The organism is Marinobacter nauticus, from assembly GCF_003634635.1.
GTDB classification, from domain to species: domain Bacteria; phylum Pseudomonadota; class Gammaproteobacteria; order Pseudomonadales; family Oleiphilaceae; genus Marinobacter; species Marinobacter nauticus.
Map to the genome: position 1 here is coordinate 205,577 of NZ_RBJB01000003.1, position 20,924 is coordinate 226,500.

14 protein-coding genes are annotated in these 20,924 nt (G+C 57.8%); 6 read left to right on the forward strand and 8 right to left on the reverse strand.

Going from position 1 to position 20,924, the window contains the following annotated elements:
- The first annotated feature begins 394 nt into the window (after positions 1 to 394).
- A complete protein-coding gene (locus tag C7436_RS06830; protein ID WP_011786237.1) occupies positions 395 to 1,678 on the forward strand; it encodes an EAL domain-containing protein in 1,284 nt (427 codons plus the stop codon).
- Here C7436_RS06830 and C7436_RS06835 read toward each other — a convergent pair.
- From C7436_RS06835 to C7436_RS06870, 8 genes are all read right to left on the reverse strand, one after another.
- Positions 1,666 to 3,432, reverse strand: coding sequence for an SLC13 family permease (locus C7436_RS06835; protein ID WP_011786238.1), 1,767 nt, complete (start codon positions 3,430 to 3,432; stop codon positions 1,666 to 1,668). The genes C7436_RS06830 and C7436_RS06835 overlap by 13 nt on opposite strands.
- Before the next feature lie 96 nt (positions 3,433 to 3,528).
- Positions 3,529 to 5,424: a DNA topoisomerase IV subunit B gene (parE, locus tag C7436_RS06840; RefSeq protein ID WP_114434159.1), complete on the reverse strand. Its 1,896-nt coding sequence runs from the start codon at positions 5,422 to 5,424 to the stop codon at positions 3,529 to 3,531.
- A 94-nt stretch (positions 5,425 to 5,518) separates the two neighbouring features.
- The gene (locus C7436_RS06845) at positions 5,519 to 6,016 is read right to left on the reverse strand and encodes a protease complex subunit PrcB family protein (protein WP_114434158.1); all 498 of its coding nucleotides are present in this window, start codon (positions 6,014 to 6,016) and stop codon (positions 5,519 to 5,521) included.
- The gene (locus C7436_RS06850) at positions 6,013 to 8,622 is read right to left on the reverse strand and encodes a S8 family serine peptidase (protein WP_228198073.1); all 2,610 of its coding nucleotides are present in this window, start codon (positions 8,620 to 8,622) and stop codon (positions 6,013 to 6,015) included. The genes C7436_RS06845 and C7436_RS06850 overlap by 4 nt, the downstream gene beginning before the upstream one ends.
- A gap of 150 nt (positions 8,623 to 8,772) precedes the next feature.
- On the reverse strand, positions 8,773 to 10,824 hold the full coding sequence (locus tag C7436_RS06855; RefSeq protein ID WP_114434156.1) for a TRAP transporter large permease subunit: 2,052 nt from the start codon (positions 10,822 to 10,824) through the stop codon (positions 8,773 to 8,775).
- A 15-nt stretch (positions 10,825 to 10,839) separates the two neighbouring features.
- Entirely contained in the window at positions 10,840 to 11,850 is a 1,011-nt protein-coding gene (locus tag C7436_RS06860) for a putative solute-binding protein (protein ID WP_022991428.1), read from the reverse strand.
- A 63-nt stretch (positions 11,851 to 11,913) separates the two neighbouring features.
- A complete protein-coding gene (locus C7436_RS06865) occupies positions 11,914 to 12,978 on the reverse strand; it encodes a hypothetical protein (protein WP_121207152.1) in 1,065 nt (354 codons plus the stop codon).
- 294 nt (positions 12,979 to 13,272) lie between these two features.
- A complete protein-coding gene (locus tag C7436_RS06870) occupies positions 13,273 to 13,902 on the reverse strand; it encodes a TetR/AcrR family transcriptional regulator (RefSeq protein WP_114434154.1) in 630 nt (209 codons plus the stop codon).
- 132 nt (positions 13,903 to 14,034) lie between these two features.
- Here C7436_RS06870 and C7436_RS06875 point away from each other — a divergent pair, with 132 nt between their 5' ends.
- The 5 genes from C7436_RS06875 to C7436_RS06895 all read left to right on the forward strand — a co-directional run bounded on the left by C7436_RS06875 (position 14,035) and on the right by C7436_RS06895 (position 20,738).
- Positions 14,035 to 15,831: an acyclic terpene utilization AtuA family protein gene (locus C7436_RS06875; protein WP_121207153.1), complete on the forward strand. Its 1,797-nt coding sequence runs from the start codon at positions 14,035 to 14,037 to the stop codon at positions 15,829 to 15,831.
- A gap of 224 nt (positions 15,832 to 16,055) precedes the next feature.
- Positions 16,056 to 16,922: an SDR family oxidoreductase gene (locus C7436_RS06880; protein ID WP_121207154.1), complete on the forward strand. Its 867-nt coding sequence runs from the start codon at positions 16,056 to 16,058 to the stop codon at positions 16,920 to 16,922.
- A gap of 9 nt (positions 16,923 to 16,931) precedes the next feature.
- Positions 16,932 to 18,548, forward strand: coding sequence for an acyl-CoA carboxylase subunit beta (locus tag C7436_RS06885; protein WP_121207155.1), 1,617 nt, complete (start codon positions 16,932 to 16,934; stop codon positions 18,546 to 18,548).
- Positions 18,549 to 18,578: 30 nt separating this feature from the next.
- Positions 18,579 to 19,739 carry an acyl-CoA dehydrogenase family protein gene (locus C7436_RS06890; RefSeq protein WP_011786249.1) on the forward strand — a complete coding sequence of 387 codons (1,161 nt, stop codon included), beginning with the start codon at positions 18,579 to 18,581 and terminating at the stop codon, positions 19,737 to 19,739.
- A 183-nt stretch (positions 19,740 to 19,922) separates the two neighbouring features.
- Entirely contained in the window at positions 19,923 to 20,738 is an 816-nt protein-coding gene (locus C7436_RS06895) for an enoyl-CoA hydratase/isomerase family protein (RefSeq protein WP_121207156.1), read from the forward strand.
- The last annotated feature ends 186 nt before the right edge of the window (positions 20,739 to 20,924 follow it).

Genomic DNA, 20,924 nt, shown 5'->3' on the forward strand with positions numbered 1-20,924 from the left:
GCGGTTTTACGGATTGTTGAAAATTATGACAGCGATAAACTTTAACCATACTTTTAATCCGCCCCGTCCGGGGCCTCAGTGACCGAGAGGAAACGACATGGAACTTGAATTTGACGAGTCTGTGGTAGTACCCAGCAACAACTGATTTGATACAGACCCGGCTACTGCCGGGTTTTCTTTACCACCGTTTTAATGCCTGAAAGATACAAACTGTTTCGTCTTTTATGCATTAAGTAGTGGTAATGGTTCTTGTTTTTTGGCAACCTTCGACGAATTGATGAGGTAACGCCTGAATTTCAGGCGTCCATGCCAGGGACACAGGCACAGTGGCTAACAGATTGGCGTGTACTTCAGTACTGCGCCAATGTATTCGTTGAAGGGTACAGACCTGCCTATGTCCCACAATCTTCCCGATTCGCTACCCGCGCCGGAAGTAGACCTGCTTTCCCCCATGCTTAATCAGCAGGGTCAGGTGTGGACAGCGGATTTTCGCGGGCTCAAACTGCGCACCGCCCTTCAGCCGATTTACAGCATTTCCCACAAACGTACCGTCGGTTATGAAGCCCTGATCCGGGCCTTCGATAACGACAATTCAGCTGTTCTGCCTTTGCACCTGTTCGAGCTGCCCGCATCCGAAGCCGAAAATCTGTTGCTGGACAGACTCTGCCGGTACCTGCACATTCGCAACTACAGCGAGATCAAGGATCAGGTCAACTGGCTGTTCCTGAACGTCTCCCCGAGGGTGGTCACCTCCGGCTCTCAATCCGATTCCTTTTTTGGACAATTGCTTGAGAAAACCGGGCTGCCGCCACATCGAATCGTAATGGAAATCGTTGAACAGCCAACCGACGATGCTGAACGGCTACGGGATACCGTTGCCTACTACCGCAAACTGGGGTGTCTGACCGCCATTGACGATTTTGGTGCCGGGCACTCCAATTTCGAGCGCATCTGGAATCTGTCACCGGACATCGTCAAGCTGGACCGTACCCTGCTGACCCGGGCAACCGAAGATCGCCGCGCCAGGCAGATACTGAACGGCATGGTATCCCTGCTGCATCAATCTGGCTGCCTGGTGTTGCTGGAAGGAGTGGAAACCCGGGATCAGGCCATGATTGCCATTGATGCCGGTGTCGACTTTGTACAGGGCTTCTACTTTCGCCGACCCTGCCTGGAACTGGACGAACTGCCCCAAAGCACAATGAATTTCGAGGATTTGCTCGAAGAGTACAAAAGCAGCAAGCAGATTAGCCACGACCCGACCCAACTGGTCGTCAACCATTTCAGCGGGCCTTTCCGGCGGGTGATCGAACGCCTGCAGAAGGGTCTGTCCATGGATCAGGCCTGCTTTGAGCTGCTCAGCCACCACACGGTTTCCCGCTGCTATCTGGTGGACGATCAGGGCGTTCAGCTGGAAGACACTCTGGTTTCCGAGTCCGCCGTTAAAAAGCAGGACCCAAGATTCCGACCACTGGAAAACACCAGCAGTGCAGACTGGTTTCGCCAGCAGTATCTCCGCCAGGCGCTGGCCCAGCCAGAGAACATTCATGTGACCACTCCCTATCTGTGCGTCACTGGCGCCTACATGTGCGTGACCCTGTCACTGGCCTTCCGTCAGGACGGCAAACTGCGGGTACTCTGCTGCGATATTCTTGCCAACGCGGATCACAACCCGTAAACCACCGCAATCACCGCGACCGTTACCAACCCCACCAGCACATTCATGGGCAACCCCACTTTCACGAAATCGGAAAACCGGTAGCCACCAGGACCAAACACCATCATATTGGTCTGATACCCCAATGGCGTGGCGAAGCTGGCGGAGGCTGCCATCATCACTGCAATAACAAAGGGTTCTGCAGGCACCCCCATGCTCCCGGTCATCGACAGCACAACCGGAATCACCAGTACAGCTGCGGCATTGTTCGTGATGACCTCGGTCAGAAACGACACAGCGCAGTATACGAGAAACAGTGTTAGCAGCACCTGGCCTGCACTGAAAGCCAGAATACCCTCGGCCATAAACGCCGCTGCTCCGGTTTCCTCCAATGCCGCTCCCAGCGCAAAGGACGCTGCGATGGTGAGGATGACCGGCACATCCACCGATTTCTGAGCCTGCCCCACCGAGCAGCAGCCGGACAGGATCATCAGAGCGGCTCCCAGTAAGGCGGCGTTGAGCATACTCATCACCCCGCAGGCCGCCAGGCTCACCAACACAAGCAGGATCCCCCAGGAAAGCCAGGCCCGGTCATGTCGGGGCGTTTCCGTTTCCAGGTCGTTGATGAGCAGAAAATCCTTGTTGTAGCGCTGACGGCTGACGAAGGCCGGACGCGCCTCAAGCAGCAGGACGTCGCCAGGTTTCAGGCGAATGTTGCCGAGGTTGCCTGACACACGCTCGCCGCCCCGGGCCACCGCCAGCACCACGGCGCCGTAACGGTCCCGGAACCTTGCGTCCCGGATGGTCAGGCCCAGCACATCCGATTGCGGAGACAAAGCGGCTTCCACTAACCGCCGCTCGGCACGATCCTGACTGAGACTGGGCTCATCGTCGTGCACCGACGGCACGATGCCATTGATGCGCAACAGGTCAGAGATCGCCTGGGTATCGCCCGCAAACACCAGCCGATCGCCGCCGCGCAGCCGTTCTTCCGAGGGAACGGCAGTGACCACACTGCCATCCCGCTCGATTTCCACCAGATACAATCGCTCCAGTTCCCGCAAGCCAGCTTCACCTACGGTCCGACCCACCAGCGGACCTTCAAAGGACACCGCCACTTCCAGCGTGAACTCCCTCATGGAGCCAAACTTCTGCTGATCCTTACGGTCTGGCAGCACCCGCGGCATGACCAGAAGCATGACCGCCAGACCGATAATGGCCACCGGTAAACCAACCGCCGTAATGGAAAAGATCGAGAACCCGGCCTCACCGGTCAGCTGCTGATACTGACCATTCACAACCAGATTGGTGCTGGTGCCAATCAGTGTCAGTGTGCCGCCCAGAATCGCTGAGTAACTCAGCGGAATCATCAACTTGGAGGGTGAAATACCGATCTTCCGGGACCAGGCATGGACGGCGGGAATCATGGTGGCAACCACCGGTGTATTGTTGAGGAAGCCACTCAGCAGGGAAACCGGCAGCGCTATGCGAGCCTGCGCGGAACGGACCGATTTGGGATTGCGAAGCAGATGGTTAACCAGCAGATCGACACCGCCGGAATGATGAATGCCTGCGGCCACCACAAACATGGCCACCACGGTGATCAAGCCGCTGTTACTGAATCCGGCCAGCGCCTGATCGGCGGAGATGATGCCACTGGCACTGAGCACCACAAGCACCGCCATCATCACCAGATGCGGTGCAAAGCGGCCTGAACTCATCAATAGCAGGGCGGTAAGCGCCAACCCCAGGGAAAACCATCCTTGCCAGTCCATAACTCGGTCTTTTCCGGTTTGAAAACTGGCAGGATAGCGAGGCAAAGCAATTCTGAGAAAGAATAACTATCGATTTTTATAGCTGATTATGGAATATCAAACCGCCACGTCGGCCATGTTTCCGTAAGCTTCCAGCCAGGCCCGGCGATCCGAAGCGCGCTTCTTGCCCAGCAGCATGTCCATCCGCTCGTCGGTGTCATCCCCTTCTTCCAGAGTGAGCATAACCAGACGGCGGGTGTCCGGTGCCATGGTGGTTTCTCTCAACTGCAACGGGTTCATCTCGCCCAGTCCCTTGAAGCGCGTTACCTGAATCTTGCCTTTGCGATTTTCCGCGGCCAGGCGGTCGATGATGCCCTGTTTCTCGTGTTCGTCGAGGGCATAGAAGGTTTCTTTGCCAAGATCCACGCGGTACAGAGGGGGCATCGCCACGAACACGTGCCCGGCCGCCACCAGCGGCCGGAAGTGTTTCACAAACAAAGCGCACAGCAGCGTGGCGATGTGCAGGCCGTCCGAATCCGCATCAGCCAGGATACAGATCTTGTTATAGCGCAGGCCGGCAAGGTCGTCAGAGCTCGGATCCACACCAATAGCAACGGCAATATCGTGTACTTCCTGGGACGCCAGGATTTCACCCGAGTCCACTTCCCAGGTGTTCAGAATTTTACCCCGCAACGGCATGACTGCCTGGAATTCCCGATCCCTGGCCTGCTTGGCGGAACCTCCGGCGGAATCACCTTCCACCAGGAACAACTCCGATCTCGCGGTATCACCGCCGGAACAGTCCGCCAGCTTGCCAGGCAACGCCGGGCCAGAGGTCACCTTCTTTCTGGCCACTTTTTTGCTCGCCCTCAACCGGCGCTGGGCATTACTGATAAACAGTTCCGCCAAGGCTTCGGCAATGTCGGTGTGCTGGTTCAGCCACAGGCTGAAGGCATCTTTCACCACGCCGGATACAAAGGCTGCGGCTTCCCTAGAAGACAACCGTTCCTTGGTCTGGCCGGAGAACTGGGGCTCCTGCATCTTGAACGACAGCACATAGGCCACCCGTTCCCAGATGTCCTCGGGCGACAACTTTACCCCCCGGGGCAGCAGGTTTCTGAATTCACAAAACTCCCGCATGGCTTCCAGCAGGCCGGTGCGCAAACCATTGACGTGGGTACCGCCCTGAGCAGTGGGAATCAGGTTGACATAACTTTCCAGTACCGCATCACCGCCCTCCGGCAGCCACTGGATAGCCCAGTCCACGGCTTCCTTGTTGCCGGAGAAACTGCCGGTGAAGGGTTCCAGCGGCACCGCTTCAATATCGGCCAGAGCCGTTCTCAGGTAATCCCGAAGACCGTCCTCGTAGAACCACTCGTCTTTCTCGCCGGTCTTCTCCTGCAGAAAGGTCACCGTCAGTCCCGGGCAAAGAACCGCCTTGGCACGAAGGTTGTGGCGCAAGCGGCTGACCGAAAAATTGGGACTGTCAAAATATTTGGGGTCGGGCGTGAACTTCAGGCGGGTACCGGTGTTGCGCTTGCCTACGGTATCAACCACTTCCAGCTCGGAGGCTTTGTCACCGTTGGCGAACGTCATCCGATGCACCTGACCATCCCGCTTGATGGTCACTTCCAGATGCGTGGACAGGGCATTGACCACGGAAACACCCACACCGTGCAGACCACCGGAGAAGTTGTAGTTGCCCTGGGAGAATTTACCACCGGCGTGCAACCGGGAAAGGATAAGCTCCACCCCGGGCAGCCCTTCTTCCTTGTGCAGATCGACCGGCATGCCCCGGCCGTCGTCCTCCACACTCAGGGAATTGTCGCTGTGCAGCACCACATCAATCCGCCGGGCGTGGCCGGCGAGGGCCTCGTCAACGCTGTTATCAATGACTTCCTGGGCCAGGTGGTTGGGCCGCGACGTGTCGGTATACATCCCCGGGCGCTTGCGCACCGGATCAAGACCGCTCAGGACTTCAATGGCATCGGCGTTGTACTGTTGCTCGCTCATAGGAATGGCACGGCTCCGCAAATGATCGTTGCGCCATAGCTTAGGGATTCAGGCTGAAAGATCAACGGTTGTTTTGTGGCGGCGCCAAGTGGTTTCAGTTTTCAAGCGTCCGAACCAGTGGCTGCTCAGTCAGACCCTGCACACGAATCTGCTGCCAGCCCCGAGGCTCAACCGCAAGTACCGCACAGGGCGAGGTGATCACCTGGGCCACCATCATGTCCGGCGCCGGTTCATTCACCCGCATGTCGAGCACCAGACTCTCGCCTTGCGCCAGCGCAGACTGGAGCCCGACGCTGTAACCGGCGGTTGGTTTCTGGCCGAGCGTGACCATCACCAGTGCCTCCCGGGCCAGATCAACCTTGCGCACCACATCCGTGGCCATATTCTGGCCACTGACATCCAGGAGTGCTTCGCGACCGGCCTCCGAACGCACAAACGCCACCCCCGGCCCCGTCAGGCCGCAATAAGCGGACTGGGTAATCTGCCGCACCATGACACCCTCACCCTCGCCGGGACCGCCCGTGGCGCTGCACGCCGCCAGAAACAGCATCGCAGCGGAGGTGATAAATGATCGAACCAGAGTCCTGTTCATTGAACTGCTTTTGCTCCGTCGTTGGTCGAGGGCGCCCGGTCAGGCTCCAGTAATCTGTAACCTTTAAACCCGGGCCTGGGAAGGATATCAGGGTTGGAGGTAGAAATGGTTGGACGCGAGAAACTGGTGGTCATGCGGATATCAGACAGGCTTTGGCCGTCTTCTATGGTGATCACTTCTCGCAAGCCTGAAACAGGATACTCCGCACAGGCTTCACCCGCCTGACAAATCAATCCATCTCCATCTAGATCTGTTCCAGCAACCAGAAAGTACTCACCAGGGGTAACTTCAGAAAGCCGTCTCGGTTCTTCTCCATCGTCCGGCTCAAACCTGAAGCGATACTGACCGTTCTCGACATCTGCAACGACCTGAGACTGCGCAAGATAAAAGCCGCCATCAGTCGGCTCTTTGCTTACAAGCAAGACGAAATGTCGCCCGGCATCTCGAGCACGCTCATCGCTGAGCAGCTGCCCGATGACGGGGATGCTCAATGTGTTCGGGGATAGATCGACCTCGTATGCAATATCAACGGCCCCTCTGGCTGGCTCATCGGGGTCCAGGAGATCTGGTTTGAGTGTCAGCATTAATTCCAGATCACCACTTTCTGCACTCCCGGATAGTTCAGCGCCCAGCCATTCCGGCTGACTCGCGACCATTTCGGCGGAAACCGAGGCGTCTCCGAATTTCTGAATCTCAACCAACTGTGTTGATATACCTTCATTGCTAAGGCTAACCACGGCGGGTGAAGCAGAAAGGACAGTGACAGGTTCACCGTCGATAGCCTTGGCCACAGCTTTGCCTGCATCGATAATCCCCCACCCCAGGCGATCAGTTCTGCCATCCTGAGGCTGTGTTAGCAGTCCCGATTCTAACCACCCCCTAACGGTTACTGTGTTCAGGTTCGGCATTTCCGACTTCATCAAGGCCAAAACACCAGCTACATGCGGCGATGCCATGGAGGTGCCCTGCAGCCCACGATAACCCGGCACAGAAACACTTCCACGACGCTCTCCGCTGGTCGACCAGACCACGTCGGCCAGGCCATCAAGATTGCCATCCCGGCTCGCATCGCCCCCAGGAGCCGCAAGGTCAATCCAGCTACCGAAATTGGAATAAGAGGCGGGGCGGCCTCCAGCGTCAACGGCACTGACTGAAAGCACATGACTGGATGCCGCCGGATACGACGGTACTGACGTAGCCGAATTTCCGGCGGCTGCCACAAATAGCAGACCTTCACTCACTCCATATCGCAGCGCGCTTTCCAGCGCTTCGATCTGGGGCAGCCCACCCAGACTCATATTAACGACCTGAGCTTTTGGCGATCCACCGCTGGTTTCACCTGTTACCCAGCGAATCCCGGCTATGAGCTGATCCGACGTACCAACGCCACCCTCACCAAGCACACGCACCGGAACAATCTTGCTTTCAAAAGCAATTCCGCCAATCCCCTCATTGTTGAGGGCGGCCCCGATAGTGCCTGCTACGTGGGTGCCATGATAAACATCTCCGCCAACGCTACTTCCGGGATCAACCGGCTCACCACCATCGATAAAATCTCGACCTTCCGGGGCGACATTCTGCTGAAGATCCGGATGCCAATGACCTTCACTGTCTTGCAGAAGGCCGCTATCCAACACAGCAACGTGAACGGGCGTCAAGCCAGCGTTACCGATCTGCCAGGCGATCGGCGCATTAACGAGGTCGTAGTGCCAGTTCAGGGAATAATCTGGTTCATCAATCGGCGTAGCCTGGGTGCGAAAGAAATAATTAGGAACCACCGACTTGTATTCCGGCCGCTTTCTCAGCTCTCTGATCCATTCAAGCGTGATCTGTTGGCCAGCAATCCCACTATTTGCCGCTGATGAAGTCGCCACTACAGGCATTGATACCAGCCAGTCCGCACCGCCCAAATGCCGCCCTGAGACTCCAGCATTTACGGCGAAACTACTGGTCTTTCCCTCCGCCATGGAGACCAACGCCTCGCCCTGAACAAAGTCATAGTCAGGCCAATCAAAATTCAGTTGTGTTGCGGTTCCGACGGAGTTCTTGGATATAACGTAACGGGCAGGCCCACTACCGAGAGTACGCACTGTCAGGCTGTATTCCCCTTCCGCTTCATCCCCCAACTCGACAACAACACGAGACCCGGCACTTCCAGTCTCCGCGCTATCGACTATTCTTCCGTTATCCGTCAGTTCAATCCTTAGTGCCGGATTACCTGCCCGACTACCAAAAGCCTCGAGTACAATCGCCTGGCCTTTTGCCATAGGCACGTTGTAGAGGTCCTCAGCATCGCTCTCGTAGCTAAAAATAACGCCTTGATCCGTGAGCGTCGGATAGCTCCCACCACTGCCTGCCAGGTAACCGGCCAGCACAAAGTTGTCCGGCAGTCCCAGTGAAACGGTCGCAGGTCTCGCCCCATCCAGCCCCAACTGGTCCATCGTGTCCTGATCAACCCGGCTGTTGGCTTCAATACTGATAACCCCGGAAAGCGGACTGGGCGGCGCTATCGGTGCAACGGCATCGGAACCGCCCGAACCACCGCCACAACCGGTGAGCAATGCCATCCCTGGCACCACAACAAAAGCAAGACTCGACAATCTCACGGCGTCTCTCTTATTCTTTGTTGAAACTGTTCACAGAGTATACGGCCAGACATCCCTGATCGACCTGTGTCAGACCTTCACGGGCCCCATGAAAAAACCCGCGGGCCTTGGCATCGCGGGTTCTTTCATAGTACTTCGCTTCTCCTGGCCTTACAAAGCGTAGAAAAGCATGGGCACAAAGGCCACCAGCAGAAGCGTGGGAATCATCACAACCAGCGGCAGCAACAATCTCTCATAGCGGTGCCAGAAGGTGCCGGTACGTTCCGCTGCCAGCACTTCGGTTTCACCCACCACCTGCCGGGTCAGCAGGTGATTCAGGGCAACCGGCGGGCTGAGATAGCCAAGTTCAAATGCCACCAGGCAGACGATCCAGAAATGCAGTGGATCAATGCCAATCTGTAGGGCCGGTTGGGCAATAGTGGCGGAAACCAGTATGACGGCACCGAACGGATCCATCACCATCCCGATCACCGTCAGCATGACCACGATTACCAGCATGGCAATCCAGGGGCTGGTCAGATCCTCCGGGAACAGGGCATGAACAATATCAGAACGCTCAAGAATACCGCCCAGGCAAATCGAGAAACCAATCAGCGCCAGTAGTGCGCCAATGTGCACAGCCGAATCGCTGGCAGCCGCTGTGCTTCGGGAGAAAAACGCACTGGTACGGCTCTGGCCTTCGTCACGGCTATTCCGGCCGGCGTCCAGGGCAACCAGCGCCAGCATTACCAGCGGCAAAATCAAAGGCGCACTGTACTCGTTGAATTGAAGCCCCAGGATCGCCCAGATGGCCAGGATCACTGCCGTTGCCGTCAGTGCATAAGGCAACAACGGTCGCAGCTCCATGACGGCCGCGCGGAATGCACCCGGGGCCGGCCTTGGTCTCCAGTTGCCTTCGGTCTTACACACCACAAAGGAGAACAGGGTGGCCGACATGATGAACACCCAGAACCCCCATCCATACATTTCGGTGGTGGTCACTTCCTTGTTCAGTGCGGCAACCACCACAATCAGCAGGCAGGGATTGAGCACCACCCCAAGGCTGCCCGACATGGCGGTCGTGGCCAGTGACAATTGACGCCCTGCCCCGGCCCGCCGAAGCTCGTCGTAGACAACCCCGCCCACGGCCAGAATGAAAATGCCGGAGGCTCCGGTAAATGCTGTCGGGAAGGCAGTGGCAAAGATGATTACCGAAGCCAGCAAGGGTGCAGGCAGATTGAAGGGCTTCACCAAGTTCAGCAACAGCTCTGGAACCCGGGTCTGTTTGAGCATCATGCCCACCAGCACGTACAGTCCGATGTTGATGAACATGGAGGACAGGTTCGACATCATGCCGAAGTAGATTGCCAGCCCGGAGGAGTAGCCATCCACAAAGAAAAAATAGCTCATGGCAATGAAGCCCATGGTGCAATACAGCGGCACCACAAGGCCGGAAGCCAGCGCCAGACTGCCCGCCCTCATTCGCTCCGGCACATAGACGAAGCGAAAAGCATTGATGATCATGAACAGCCCGAACACGCCTGCCCAGGCGTACTGCAGGACAATGTTCGCCTCAGACCCCGGAGACTGAGCCAGCCGGCCCATGTAAGCGTTCAATGACAGCACCATCAGGCCGTTGATGACGAACTGCACGCCCTGGCTTAAACGCCACTCCGCCCGATTGCGGGGCAGACGCAAAGCAATGTGGTCGGCATCCATTGCGGCAATGGCGGCAGCCAGAGCAAACATGCCGATAAACAGGAACTTGGTCAGGTCTATGTTATCGAGCAGGAAGTCGGCCAAACCCTGCTCTACAGCCTTGTAGACACCGAGCGCCCAGGTGGCGTGTTTCTGGTTTTCGGCAAACTGCAGGTGGCGCTGCTCACACAGCGCCAGGTTACTCTGCAGGGACTGCCGGATAGCCTGGGGATCCGGCGGCGAACTGAACAGGTCGTCCGGGTCTGGCTTATAGGCCTGGACCCGTCGCTCTACCTCTTTATCAATGTCCATGAAAAGGTTGCAGGTAGGCTCTGTTGCATCCGGATTGAGCAGGTAATAGTTAGGCCATACCTGCTCGCCGACCCATAGCAACCGGGAGTGGAGCGAGTTGCCCATCCCCAGCAGCAGGGTGGCCAGAAGCAACAGCAGCAGAATCATCCCATGCAGTCTGTGCATGGGATACAACGTTCTTACGCCGGTTGCAGTCATTGCGCGCCAGTTCATGGTCAGGCTCTCCGCTTATTCCCGGTTTTCCGCTGTACACTCGGAGGCGCCGGGATTGCTGGCACATCGGATCTTGCTGAGCAGGCTCAGCATTTTCGGGTGATAAACGTTGGGAGCTCCGTCAACCCCATCGCGCATTTCCAGACGGTTCTGGCGGAACATCTCCTGGTAACCAACGATGTCCTTTTCCGGGATCCGTATCCACTGCTCGTCAGGAATCCCGTTTTCCTGGCTTTTAATCAGATTCATTGCCTGTGGGTACATGCCCCAGGCAACTTCCCGGGCCTTCTGGGCCGTGTCGTCTTCGATCACGCCATCACGGGCAATGATCTGAATGGTCAGCTGGGCAAGCGGATAGTCGACAATGCCACCCTTGTCGCCGATCCCTTTGTACAGCTCCAGAGCCTGGTAGGCGAACGCAGGCGCATAGGCAGTATCGACCGACCCATTGTTGAACTTGCCAGCAAAGTTGGTGATATCAGAGGGAACCACCGTCGCTTTTACATAGTTCACCATGTGAATGGCGTCTTTCTGGTAGTCCAGGGTGGCAATACGCTTTCCGGCCAGCTCGCCCGCTGTATCAATGCTGCGATCATTCACAAACAGATAACCGGCACCCGCCGGTACAATGCCCAGCACCTCATAGCCACCGTCCTTCATGAGGGACGCTGCCTTGGGCTGTGCCAGGGTGGCCAGCAGGGTTTTCAGGTCGTCGTAACTTGGCAGGGCACCGACGGCACTGATGCTTCCGGTAAAACGATTGAATGGACGAATACGGATGTCGGTCGCGGCGACGGCATCGCACTGGCCCGCGTTGAAGTCGCCAATGGCCACGCCTTCATCAGTGTAGGGCTTGAGTTGGAAATCGACCCCATGGGCTTTCATTTCCAGAGCGTAGTCCTTGACCATGTTGTAGACGTCGCCGTTAGCGCCGATGACATCAAACACACACATGGAAACCGACTGGGCAGATGCCAGTGGTGCGACAATGGCAAGAGACAAGGCTGCAAGGGATTTGCGAATCATGACGACCTCCGGGTCATTCTTGTGTTTTTGATCTTTAAGTCATAGATAACTGAAAGGCCAGCCTCAGAGCAGGCCTTCCAGATCCATGGTTTCAACGTTCTCGGTATTGCGCTCCGGACTCATCTTGCCGAAGAAGGTCCGTGGTGTGCGGTGGCCGTAGTTGGCGCTCCAGTGTTTGTCCGATGCGAACTGGACAATCCTGCGGGCCACTTCGTCCACAAGCCGATATTCTTCCCAAACCTCGATGCGCTCTTCAGCCTCTGCGAATTCCGAAATGGCCTGTGCCAGCACCTGCGGTCGCCCAAAGGTTTCCGCAGCGACTACCTGAACGGCGTAAGAGGCACGGATACCGGACTCAACACTCAGCTCTGCGCTGTTTTCCATCACCTGCCAGGGGTCTGGAGACAGGTCCGGTCGGGTGTCAGGCAACAGTAACCAGACGAGGGCGCGAACGGCGTTGGGCAAACCGCCCCATTTTTCATTATCCACGCACTGGGCGGCACGCTCGGCCTGGGGCGCAATGTTGCGAGGCACACCCGCCAGGGCGCCGGAGTTGGAGTCGTTCACAATGGCCTGCATCCCCGTTAGCAGCCCGAGCAGGAACGTGAGTTCGTCCTGATCACTGAAAAGGAACGGGCATTCCAGAGGTTCGGCTGCCGGGTCAAAATCGTAGGCGGCCATGGCACGCTTGAAGGCTTCGTAGCGGCGCTCAGCGGTGCGCGCGTAGAGTCTTTTGGAGACTTCCCGGGCATCTTTGGCGGCGGGAACATCGCCACGGTATTCCGCCCGCAGATAAGCCAGTTCAGCCTCCCAGGCCCGGTATTCCATGCAATTCGCCGCCAGCAGCATGAGCAGGGAACCGGTTGAGTCCGGTGAATCAGTGACTCTCGAAAACGAGTAAACCAGCGGATCCGTGCCCTCACCCAGCGCACAGGCCATGCCCGGATCGGACATCTGCATAACGTAGGGGGTTGCCTCGGACTCCGAGTAGTTCGACAACACGATGCCGGTGGTGGTGTAGATAGGGTTGGCAGAACATCCGGCCAGCAGCAGTACCGAACTTCCCAGCATTGCCTGGCGAACACGAGCCGAGAACCGACGCGCTTGAGAGACCATTGAGGAGATCATAATTCGACCTGTCTGACATTGTTTTTGTATGTAAGGGAGTGCGAGAAATTCTTATCACATTTAATTCTCGTCAACCCGTGAACCAGCTCCGGATACCTCTGGCCAGAGCTCGAACGAGAGCAAGAATGCGAGGAATATTGTCAGACAGAAATGGCTTTATTGCCGAAACCGACATGCCGATCAGGCCAATGGCCCGGGATGAATCGAATTTTTTTATTATTTATTGTTTTATAACAATGAGTTAAATATGTAGCGCATTTCGGAACAAGCGTGCCACTTTGTGACTTGTGCACATTAACATTGATCAAGACCCAGCATCGCCATCACCTGATCGGTCAGTCCATCGAGGGTCAGACCACCCCGTTCCGGGCGATACCAGGTGACCGTCCAGCTCAGGGCGCCGGTCAACATTCTTCGGGTAATGAAAGGGTCCGCTCCAAGCTGGTGTTCCTTCGACAGCTGTTGGAGCGTAGACAACCACAGGTCTTCATAGATATCCCGCAACTCCAGCACTTCAGCCTGGGAGCTTTCCGAAAGACTGCGCCACTCATACACCAACACCGCCATGGCCTCTCCGGTCTGGCCGTTAATCGACTCCAGTTCTGCCCTGATCAGCGCCCGCAGTTTTTCTCTCGCTGAATCCGCCTGGTCGGCAGCGGCCTGCATCAAGGCGGTATTCAGCCGAATGGTCTCGACCATCACCGCCTTGAGAATTTCCTCCTTGGTGCGGAAATGGTGGAACAAGCTCCCTGACTGAATACCCACAGCCGCCGCCAGATCCCGCACCGTCGTGCGCTCGTAGCCTTTATCCCTGAACAGTCTTGCTGCTTCGTTTAACAGACGCCCGCGGGCGCTGGCGGGATCAGATACAAGTTGCTCGGCAATGAGGGATTGCAGGATTGGGTTCTGGTTCACAAAGGCCATCCGGTTGTCTTGCTGGGACTTTTTATTCTACCCGAGATTTGCCTGTTTACAAACCAAGCGCTTGCTTGGTATTGTCGTTTCGATCGTTGGATAACCTCTCGCCAGTGCGGGTATCAGAACAAGGCCAAGAACATGTCAGACGCCAGCAAAACCATCCGTATCGGTTGCTCCGCCGCTTTCTGGGGCGATACCGAAACCGCCGCAGCCCAACTGGTACGCCAGGGCAATATTGATTACCTGGTCGCCGATTACCTGGCCGAGATCACCATGTCGATCATGGCCGGCCAGAAGATGAAAGACCCGACTCAGGGCTACGCCCGGGATTTTGTGCAGACGGTGATGGCGCCTCTGCTCGGCGAGATAAAGGATAAAGGCATCCGGGTTCTGGCCAATGCCGGTGGAGTAAACCCGGTGGCTTGCCGCGATGCTCTGCAGGCCCTGTGTGAAAAGGCCGGCGTCGATCTGAAGATTGCGCTGGTGCTCGGCGATGATCTGTTGATGAAAAAGAAAAAGCTGGGCGATGCCGACATTACTGAAATGACCACCGGTCAGCCCTTCCCCGCCATGATGGTGAGCCTGAACGCCTATCTGGGTGCGCCCGGCCTGGTGGCGGCCCTGGAACAGGGTGCCGACGTCATTATCACCGGCCGTGTCGCAGACAGTGCGCTGGTGCTGGCGCCGCTGGTGCATGAATTCGGCTGGCGCTGGAACGACTACGACAAACTGGCCCAGGGCAGCCTGGCCGGGCATTTGCTGGAATGCGGCGCCCAGTCTACCGGCGGTAATTTCACCGACTGGGAACAGGTGGCTGATGGCTACGCCAATATGGGCTTTCCCATCGCCGAGGTCAGCGCCTCTGGCGATTTTGTGATGACCAAGCCCGAGGGCACCGGCGGCATGGTCAGCAGGGGCACTGTGGGCGAGCAGCTGGTGTATGAGATTGGCGACCCACGGGCTTACCTGCTGCCAGATGTAACCTGCGATTTCACTCAGGTGACACTGGAGGAAATCGACAAGGACCAGGTCCGGGTGTCCGGTGCCAGGGGACTGCCGCCGACAGACAGCTACAAGGTGTCAGGCACCTGGCCAGATGGATTCAAGTGCACAGTGACGTTCCTGCTGGCCGGCCTTGATGCCCGCGCCAAAGCACAACGAGTGGCGCAGGCTATTCTGGCCAGGACGTCAGCGATGTTTGCCGAGCGCGGCCTGCCGGATTATTCCGAAACCAGTATCGAATTGCTGGGCACCGAGACTACCTATGGCCCCCATGGCAAGGGCGACCAATGCCGGGAAGTGGTGGTGAAGATTGCCACCGCCCATCCGAAGAAAGAAGCCCTGGTGCTGTTTTCCAGGGAAATTGCCCAGGCCGCTACCGGTATGGCGCCTGGCATCACCGGTATTGTCGGCGGTCGGCCAACCGTGTGGCCGAAGATTCGTTTGTATTCCTGTCTGGTACCGAAATCGGAGGTGGCGGTTTCGGTGGATCTGGCAAGTGAGAAGTCTGAGGTGGAGGTAGCGACCGAAGGTGGTTTCAATCCGGGCGATCTCGCGGCTGAGCCGGAGTCCCGGATGGAGGTGGCAACGGATACCACAGTGCCGCTGCTCAAGCTGGCTTGGGCGCGGTCCGGGGATAAGGGCGATCACAGCAATATTGGGGTGATCGCGCGGGATCGAGAGTATGTTCCTTATATTGAGGCTGCGTTAACGGAACAGGCGGTGGCCGAGTGGATGGCTCATACGCTGAATCCTGAGTCCGGCAAGGTGACTCGCTGGTCTATGCCTGGGTTGCATGCGTTCAATTTCTTGCTGGAGCACAGTCTAGGTGGCGGCGGTGTGGCGTCGCTTCGGATTGATCCGCAGGGTAAGGCGTTTGCTCAGCAGTTGCTGGAGTTTCCGGTGCCTGTGCCTTCGAATCTGGTTCCTCAATGAATGTATTAACCCCGGTTCTGGGGCAAGAGCCCCGACAGGGCATTACTTCCCTGAGCTTGGGTGCAAGCGCCCCACCGGGGTACAGCCTTCCGGGACACGCCGTAAATGCGTCCGTGTAGGCTTGAGCGCAGCTTCCCTGCTGCGCACAGTCCCGGAAGGCTGTACCCCGGCGGAGCGCCCGAACGTTTTTCGTGGATTCTTTGGATTGGAATAGGGAATTTTGTATGAGTTATCAGTCTGTTCTTCGCCCGGGCTTGTTTGAAGGCCAGGTTTTTATTGTCACCGGTGGCGGTTCGGGGATTGGCCGCTGCACGGCTCACGAACTGGCGGCGCTCGGTGCCCGGGTTGCGCTGGTGGGTCGTAAGCAGGAGAAGGTAGACGCGGTTAAGGCCGAAATTGAGGAAGACGGCGGTATTGCCAGCGCCCATGCCTGCGATATTCGCGAGGAGGAGTCGGTCAAGACCACGGTGAAGGCCATTATTGAGACCCACGGCGGTCTGAACGGGGTGGTGAACAATGCCGGCGGGCAGTTTGCGTCTCCGTTAACAGGCATTAACCAGAAGGGGTGGGAAACCGTGGTGCGCACGAACCTGACCGGCGGTTTTCTGATTTCCCGGGAGGCCTATACCCAGGCCTTGAGTAAAACCGGCGGTTCGATTGTGAACATTGTGGCGGATATGTGGGGTGGTATGCCTGGCATGGGCCACTCAGGGGCCGCACGGGCCGGGATGGTGAATTTTACCCAGACGGCCGCGGTCGAATGGGCGCCGTCCGGGGTTCGGGTGAATGCGGTGGCGCCGGGGTGGATTGCGTCCAGCGGGATGGACAACTACCCGACCCATATGAAGTCGTGGATTCGCAGCCTGGCGGATGCGGTGCCGATCAAGCGGATGGGTACAGAATCAGAGGTGAGTTCGGCGATCTGTTTCCTGCTTAGCCCGGGCGCGGCGTTTATCAGTGGTGATTGTCTGCGGATTGACGGCGCGGCGTCCCAGGGTGGGCGTGTGTGGCCGATGCCGAAGGCGCAGAATAACGAGCCCTATAACGGTTTCCATCGGGCGGTAACGCCGAAAGTGTTGAGTGACGACTGAGGATTTCCCATGCAGGTACTGGAAACAACAATAAGCCCCCAGTCCGACGAGTTCCGGGCCAATGTCGAGGCCATGGAAGCGCATATCTCGACTTTCCGGGATGTGGAGCAAAAGGTTCTGGACCTGGCGGAATCGGCCCGGGAGAAGTTTACCAAGCGAGGCAAGCTGCTACCGCGGGATCGCATCAATCGGTTGCTGGATCGTGGCAGTGAGTTTCTGGAGCTGTGCTCCCTGGCCGGTTACAAGATGCATGATGACAAAGACGGTTCCATGGCCGGAGGCGGGATTATTGCCGGCATCGGCAGAGTAGCCGGAGTACGCTGCCTGGTGGTCGCAAGCAACAGTGCCATCAAGGGCGGAACCATTACTCCCGCCGGTCTGGACAAAACCCTGCGACTGCAGCAGATCGCCATGGAGAACAAATTGCCGGTGGTATCGCTGTCAGAATCCGGCGGCGCCAACCTGAACTATGCCACCGATATCTTCGTGCTGGGCGCCCGGGGCTTTGCGAACCAGGCCCGGATGTCTGCAGCCGGTATTCCACAGGTAACCGTCGTCCATGGCAACGCCACTGCCGGCGGGGCCTATCAGCCGGGCCTGTCGGATTACGTAATTACCGTACGCGAGCAGGCGAAGATGTTCCTGGCCGGCCCGCCGCTTTTAAAAGCCGCGACCGGTGAGGTCGCCACCGATGAGGAACTGGGTGGAGCAGAAATGCACGCCACCGTTGCCGGCACCGCCGAATACCTGGCGGAAGACGATGCGGATGGCATCCGCCAGGCCCGGGAGATTCTGGGCGCCCTGCCCTGGAACGAAAACCTGCCACTACGCCAGGAACCACAGTGGGATGAGCCGCTGTATCCGGCGGAAGAGCTGCTGGGCGCAATTCCTTCCGATGCCAAGAAACCCTACGACGTGCGCGAGATCCTCGCCCGCATCGCCGACGGCTCTCGATTCCTGGATTTCAAGAACGATTACGACAGCCAGACGGTGTGCGGCACCATCCGGATTCACGGCCACAGTGTAGGTATTATCGGCAACAACGGCCCGATCACCCCTGCCGGCTCCACCAAGGCTGCGCAGTTTATCCAGCTTTGCGATCAGGCAGGCACGCCTATTCTGTTTCTGCATAACACCACCGGATTCATGGTCGGCACCCACTCCGAACAGAACGGCATCATCAAACACGGGTCGAAGATGATTCAGGCCGTGGCGAACTGCCGGGTACCAAAACTCGCCGTGGTGGTGGGCGGTTCCTACGGCGCCGGCAACTACGCCATGTGCGGCCGGGGCCTGGACCCGAGATTCATCTTCGCCTGGCCCAACAGCCGCACCGCCGTCATGGGCCCCGCGCAGGCCGGGAAAGTCATGCGCATCGTGGCTGAAGAAAAACAACGCAAAAGCGGTATCGAGCCGGACGAAAAGACCCTGTCGTTCCTGGAACAGGCGACCGCCAAAAAGCTGGAAGACGGTTCCACCGCCCTTTACGGCACGGCCAGGCTCTGGGACGACGGCCTGATCGATCCGCGGGATACCCGCCGTGTCCTGGCCATGGTGCTTTCCGTTTGCCGTGAAGCCGAACAACGACCACTGCGACCCAACGTTTACGGCGTCGCCCGTTTCTGATTTCCACACTGATTTACCGGGAGAACAACAATGAAATTCACAGCCGAACACGAAGCCCTCAGAAAGACCGTCCGCGATTTTGTCGAAAAGGAAATCAATCCTCACTGCGATGAATGGGAAGAGGCCGGCGAATTTCCCATTCACGACCTGTTCAAGAAACTCGGCAACCTGGGCCTGCTGGGCATCCAGAAGCCGGAGGAATACGGCGGCATGGGCCTGGATTACAGCTACAACCTCGTGGCTGCTGAAGAACTGGGCATGGCCAAGTGCGGCGGTGTTCCGCTAGCCGTGGGCGTACAGACCGACATGTGTACCCCCGCGATTGCGCGCTTCGGTTCCGATGAATTGAAACGGGATTTCCTGGCCCCGGCTATTGCCGGCGATATGGTGGGCTGTATCGGTGTGAGTGAAGTGGGCGCAGGCTCCGATGTGGCCGGCCTGAAAACCACGGCTAAGAAAGACGGCGATGACTACGTCATCAACGGCTCCAAGATGTGGATCACCAACTCCCCGAAAGCGGATTTCATGTGTCTGCTGGCCAACACCAGCGACGACAAACCCCACAAGAATAAAACCCTTATGATCGTGCCCATGAACACACCGGGCATCACCTTCAGCCCGCACCTGAACAAGCTGGGCATGCGCTCATCAGAAACCGCCCAGGTGTTTCTGGACGACGTGCGAATTCCCCAACGCAACCGCATCGGCGCAGAAGGCACCGGCTTTATGATGCAGATGCTGCAGTTCCAGGAGGAGCGCATGTGGGGGGCCGCCAACGTAATCAAGGCCCTGGAAAACTGTGTCACGCAGACCATTGAATACTGCCGCGAGCGCAAGACCTTTGGCCAGCCGCTGATCGACAACCAGTACATTCATTTCCGCCTGGCGGAGTTACAGACCGAAATCGAAGCGCTGCGCGCGCTGACCTATCAGGCCTGTGAGCTGCACATTGAGGGCAAAGATGTCACCAAGCTGGCGTCGATGGCGAAACTGAAGGCCGGGCGTCTGGGTCGAGAAGTGACCGATGCTTGCCTTCAGTTCTGGGGTGGCAACGGTTACATGTGGGACAACCCCCTGTCACGGGCTTACCGCGATGTGCGGTTGGTCTCCATCGGCGGCGGTGCCGACGAAATCATGCTGGGCATCATCTGCAAGCTGATGGGCACCTTACCTGGCAAGAAACGCGACTAACGTTTGGAGTTTGGAGTCAGGCCTCGCGGTCAGGTAGGGCTTTCCGGGACACGCTGTGAATACATCCATGTACGCTTGACTGCAGCATCCCTGCTGCAGACAGTCCCGGAAAGCCCTACCTGCCCCCAAGGCCCCGAACATTGCGACTGGTACCCGATTGCCGCCCGAAAACGGAGCCTTTTTATGGAACAGCTACCCCAGTGCGAAACCCTGATTCTTGAAAAACAGGGCCCCACCCTGTTCATCACCATCAACCGCCCCGACGTCCGCAACGCCATGAGCCTGCAAATGGTGGCTGAACTGTCCACCATCTTCAGCGAGATCGAAAACGACACCAGCATTCGCGCCGCCGTCATCCGCGGCGCAGGTGGACACTTCTGCGCCGGCGGCGATATCAAAGACATGGCCGGCGCCCGGGGCCAGAAAGCCGGCGAAGGCCGCGACGACCCGTTCTACAAACTCAACCGCGCCTTCGGCCAGATGATCCAGCAAGTCAACGAATCCTCCAAAGTCGTCATCGCCATCACCGAAGGCGCCGTCATGGGCGGCGGCTTCGGCCTGGCCTGCGTCTCCGACCTGGCCATCGCCGGCCCGACTGCCAAATTCGGTATGCCGGAAACCACCCTCGGCGTCATCCCGGCCCAGATCGCCCCGTTCGTTGTCGAACGCATCGGCCTGACCCAGGCCCGTCAACTGGCCTTGCTGGGTTTGAGAATCGACGCAACGGAAGCCTGCAAACTCGGCATCGTTCACCAGGTTGCGGAATCCGAAGAACAGCTAAGCGACATGCTGAACCAGGCTCTGGAACGGGTACGCCTGTGCGCCCCCGATGCCACGGCAGAAACCAAGGCCCTACTGCACCGAGTGGGACATGAAGCCATGGCCGGTTTGCTGGATGACGCCGCTGAAAAATTCGCGGCCGCCATCCGCGGGCCCGAGGGCATGGAAGGCACTATGGCGTTCATGCAAAAGCGTGAGCCAAAGTGGGCCGAGAGTTAACGAATACAAATATTAAACAAGCCACTGAACAATCATTGGGCAGGCAAACACCCAAGGTCGCGGGAGCGCCACTGGCGGGATAAGCCTCCGGAAAATTTCGAAGGCCAAGGATGGCCTGAGAGAAGCGCACAGGGATGTGCTCGTAGCGGTTTTCCGGAGGCTTATCCCGCCAGTGGTGCGGACGAA

What these genes read in the sequence shown, in the direction of transcription:
- C7436_RS06830 (WP_011786237.1), top strand. Translation starts at nt 395, where the DNA reads ATGTCCCACAATCTTCCCGATTCGCTACCCGCGCCGGAAGTAGACCTG.
- C7436_RS06835 (WP_011786238.1), bottom strand. Translation starts at nt 3,432, where the DNA reads ATGGACTGGCAAGGATGGTTTTCCCTGGGGTTGGCGCTTACCGCCCTG.
- parE (WP_114434159.1), bottom strand. Translation starts at nt 5,424, where the DNA reads ATGAGCGAGCAACAGTACAACGCCGATGCCATTGAAGTCCTGAGCGGT.
- C7436_RS06845 (WP_114434158.1), bottom strand. Translation starts at nt 6,016, where the DNA reads ATGAACAGGACTCTGGTTCGATCATTTATCACCTCCGCTGCGATGCTG.
- C7436_RS06855 (WP_114434156.1), bottom strand. Translation starts at nt 10,824, where the DNA reads ATGAACTGGCGCGCAATGACTGCAACCGGCGTAAGAACGTTGTATCCC.
- C7436_RS06860 (WP_022991428.1), bottom strand. Translation starts at nt 11,850, where the DNA reads ATGATTCGCAAATCCCTTGCAGCCTTGTCTCTTGCCATTGTCGCACCA.
- C7436_RS06865 (WP_121207152.1), bottom strand. Translation starts at nt 12,978, where the DNA reads ATGATCTCCTCAATGGTCTCTCAAGCGCGTCGGTTCTCGGCTCGTGTT.
- C7436_RS06870 (WP_114434154.1), bottom strand. Translation starts at nt 13,902, where the DNA reads ATGGCCTTTGTGAACCAGAACCCAATCCTGCAATCCCTCATTGCCGAG.
- C7436_RS06875 (WP_121207153.1), top strand. Translation starts at nt 14,035, where the DNA reads ATGTCAGACGCCAGCAAAACCATCCGTATCGGTTGCTCCGCCGCTTTC.
- C7436_RS06880 (WP_121207154.1), top strand. Translation starts at nt 16,056, where the DNA reads ATGAGTTATCAGTCTGTTCTTCGCCCGGGCTTGTTTGAAGGCCAGGTT.
- C7436_RS06885 (WP_121207155.1), top strand. Translation starts at nt 16,932, where the DNA reads ATGCAGGTACTGGAAACAACAATAAGCCCCCAGTCCGACGAGTTCCGG.
- C7436_RS06890 (WP_011786249.1), top strand. Translation starts at nt 18,579, where the DNA reads ATGAAATTCACAGCCGAACACGAAGCCCTCAGAAAGACCGTCCGCGAT.
- C7436_RS06895 (WP_121207156.1), top strand. Translation starts at nt 19,923, where the DNA reads ATGGAACAGCTACCCCAGTGCGAAACCCTGATTCTTGAAAAACAGGGC.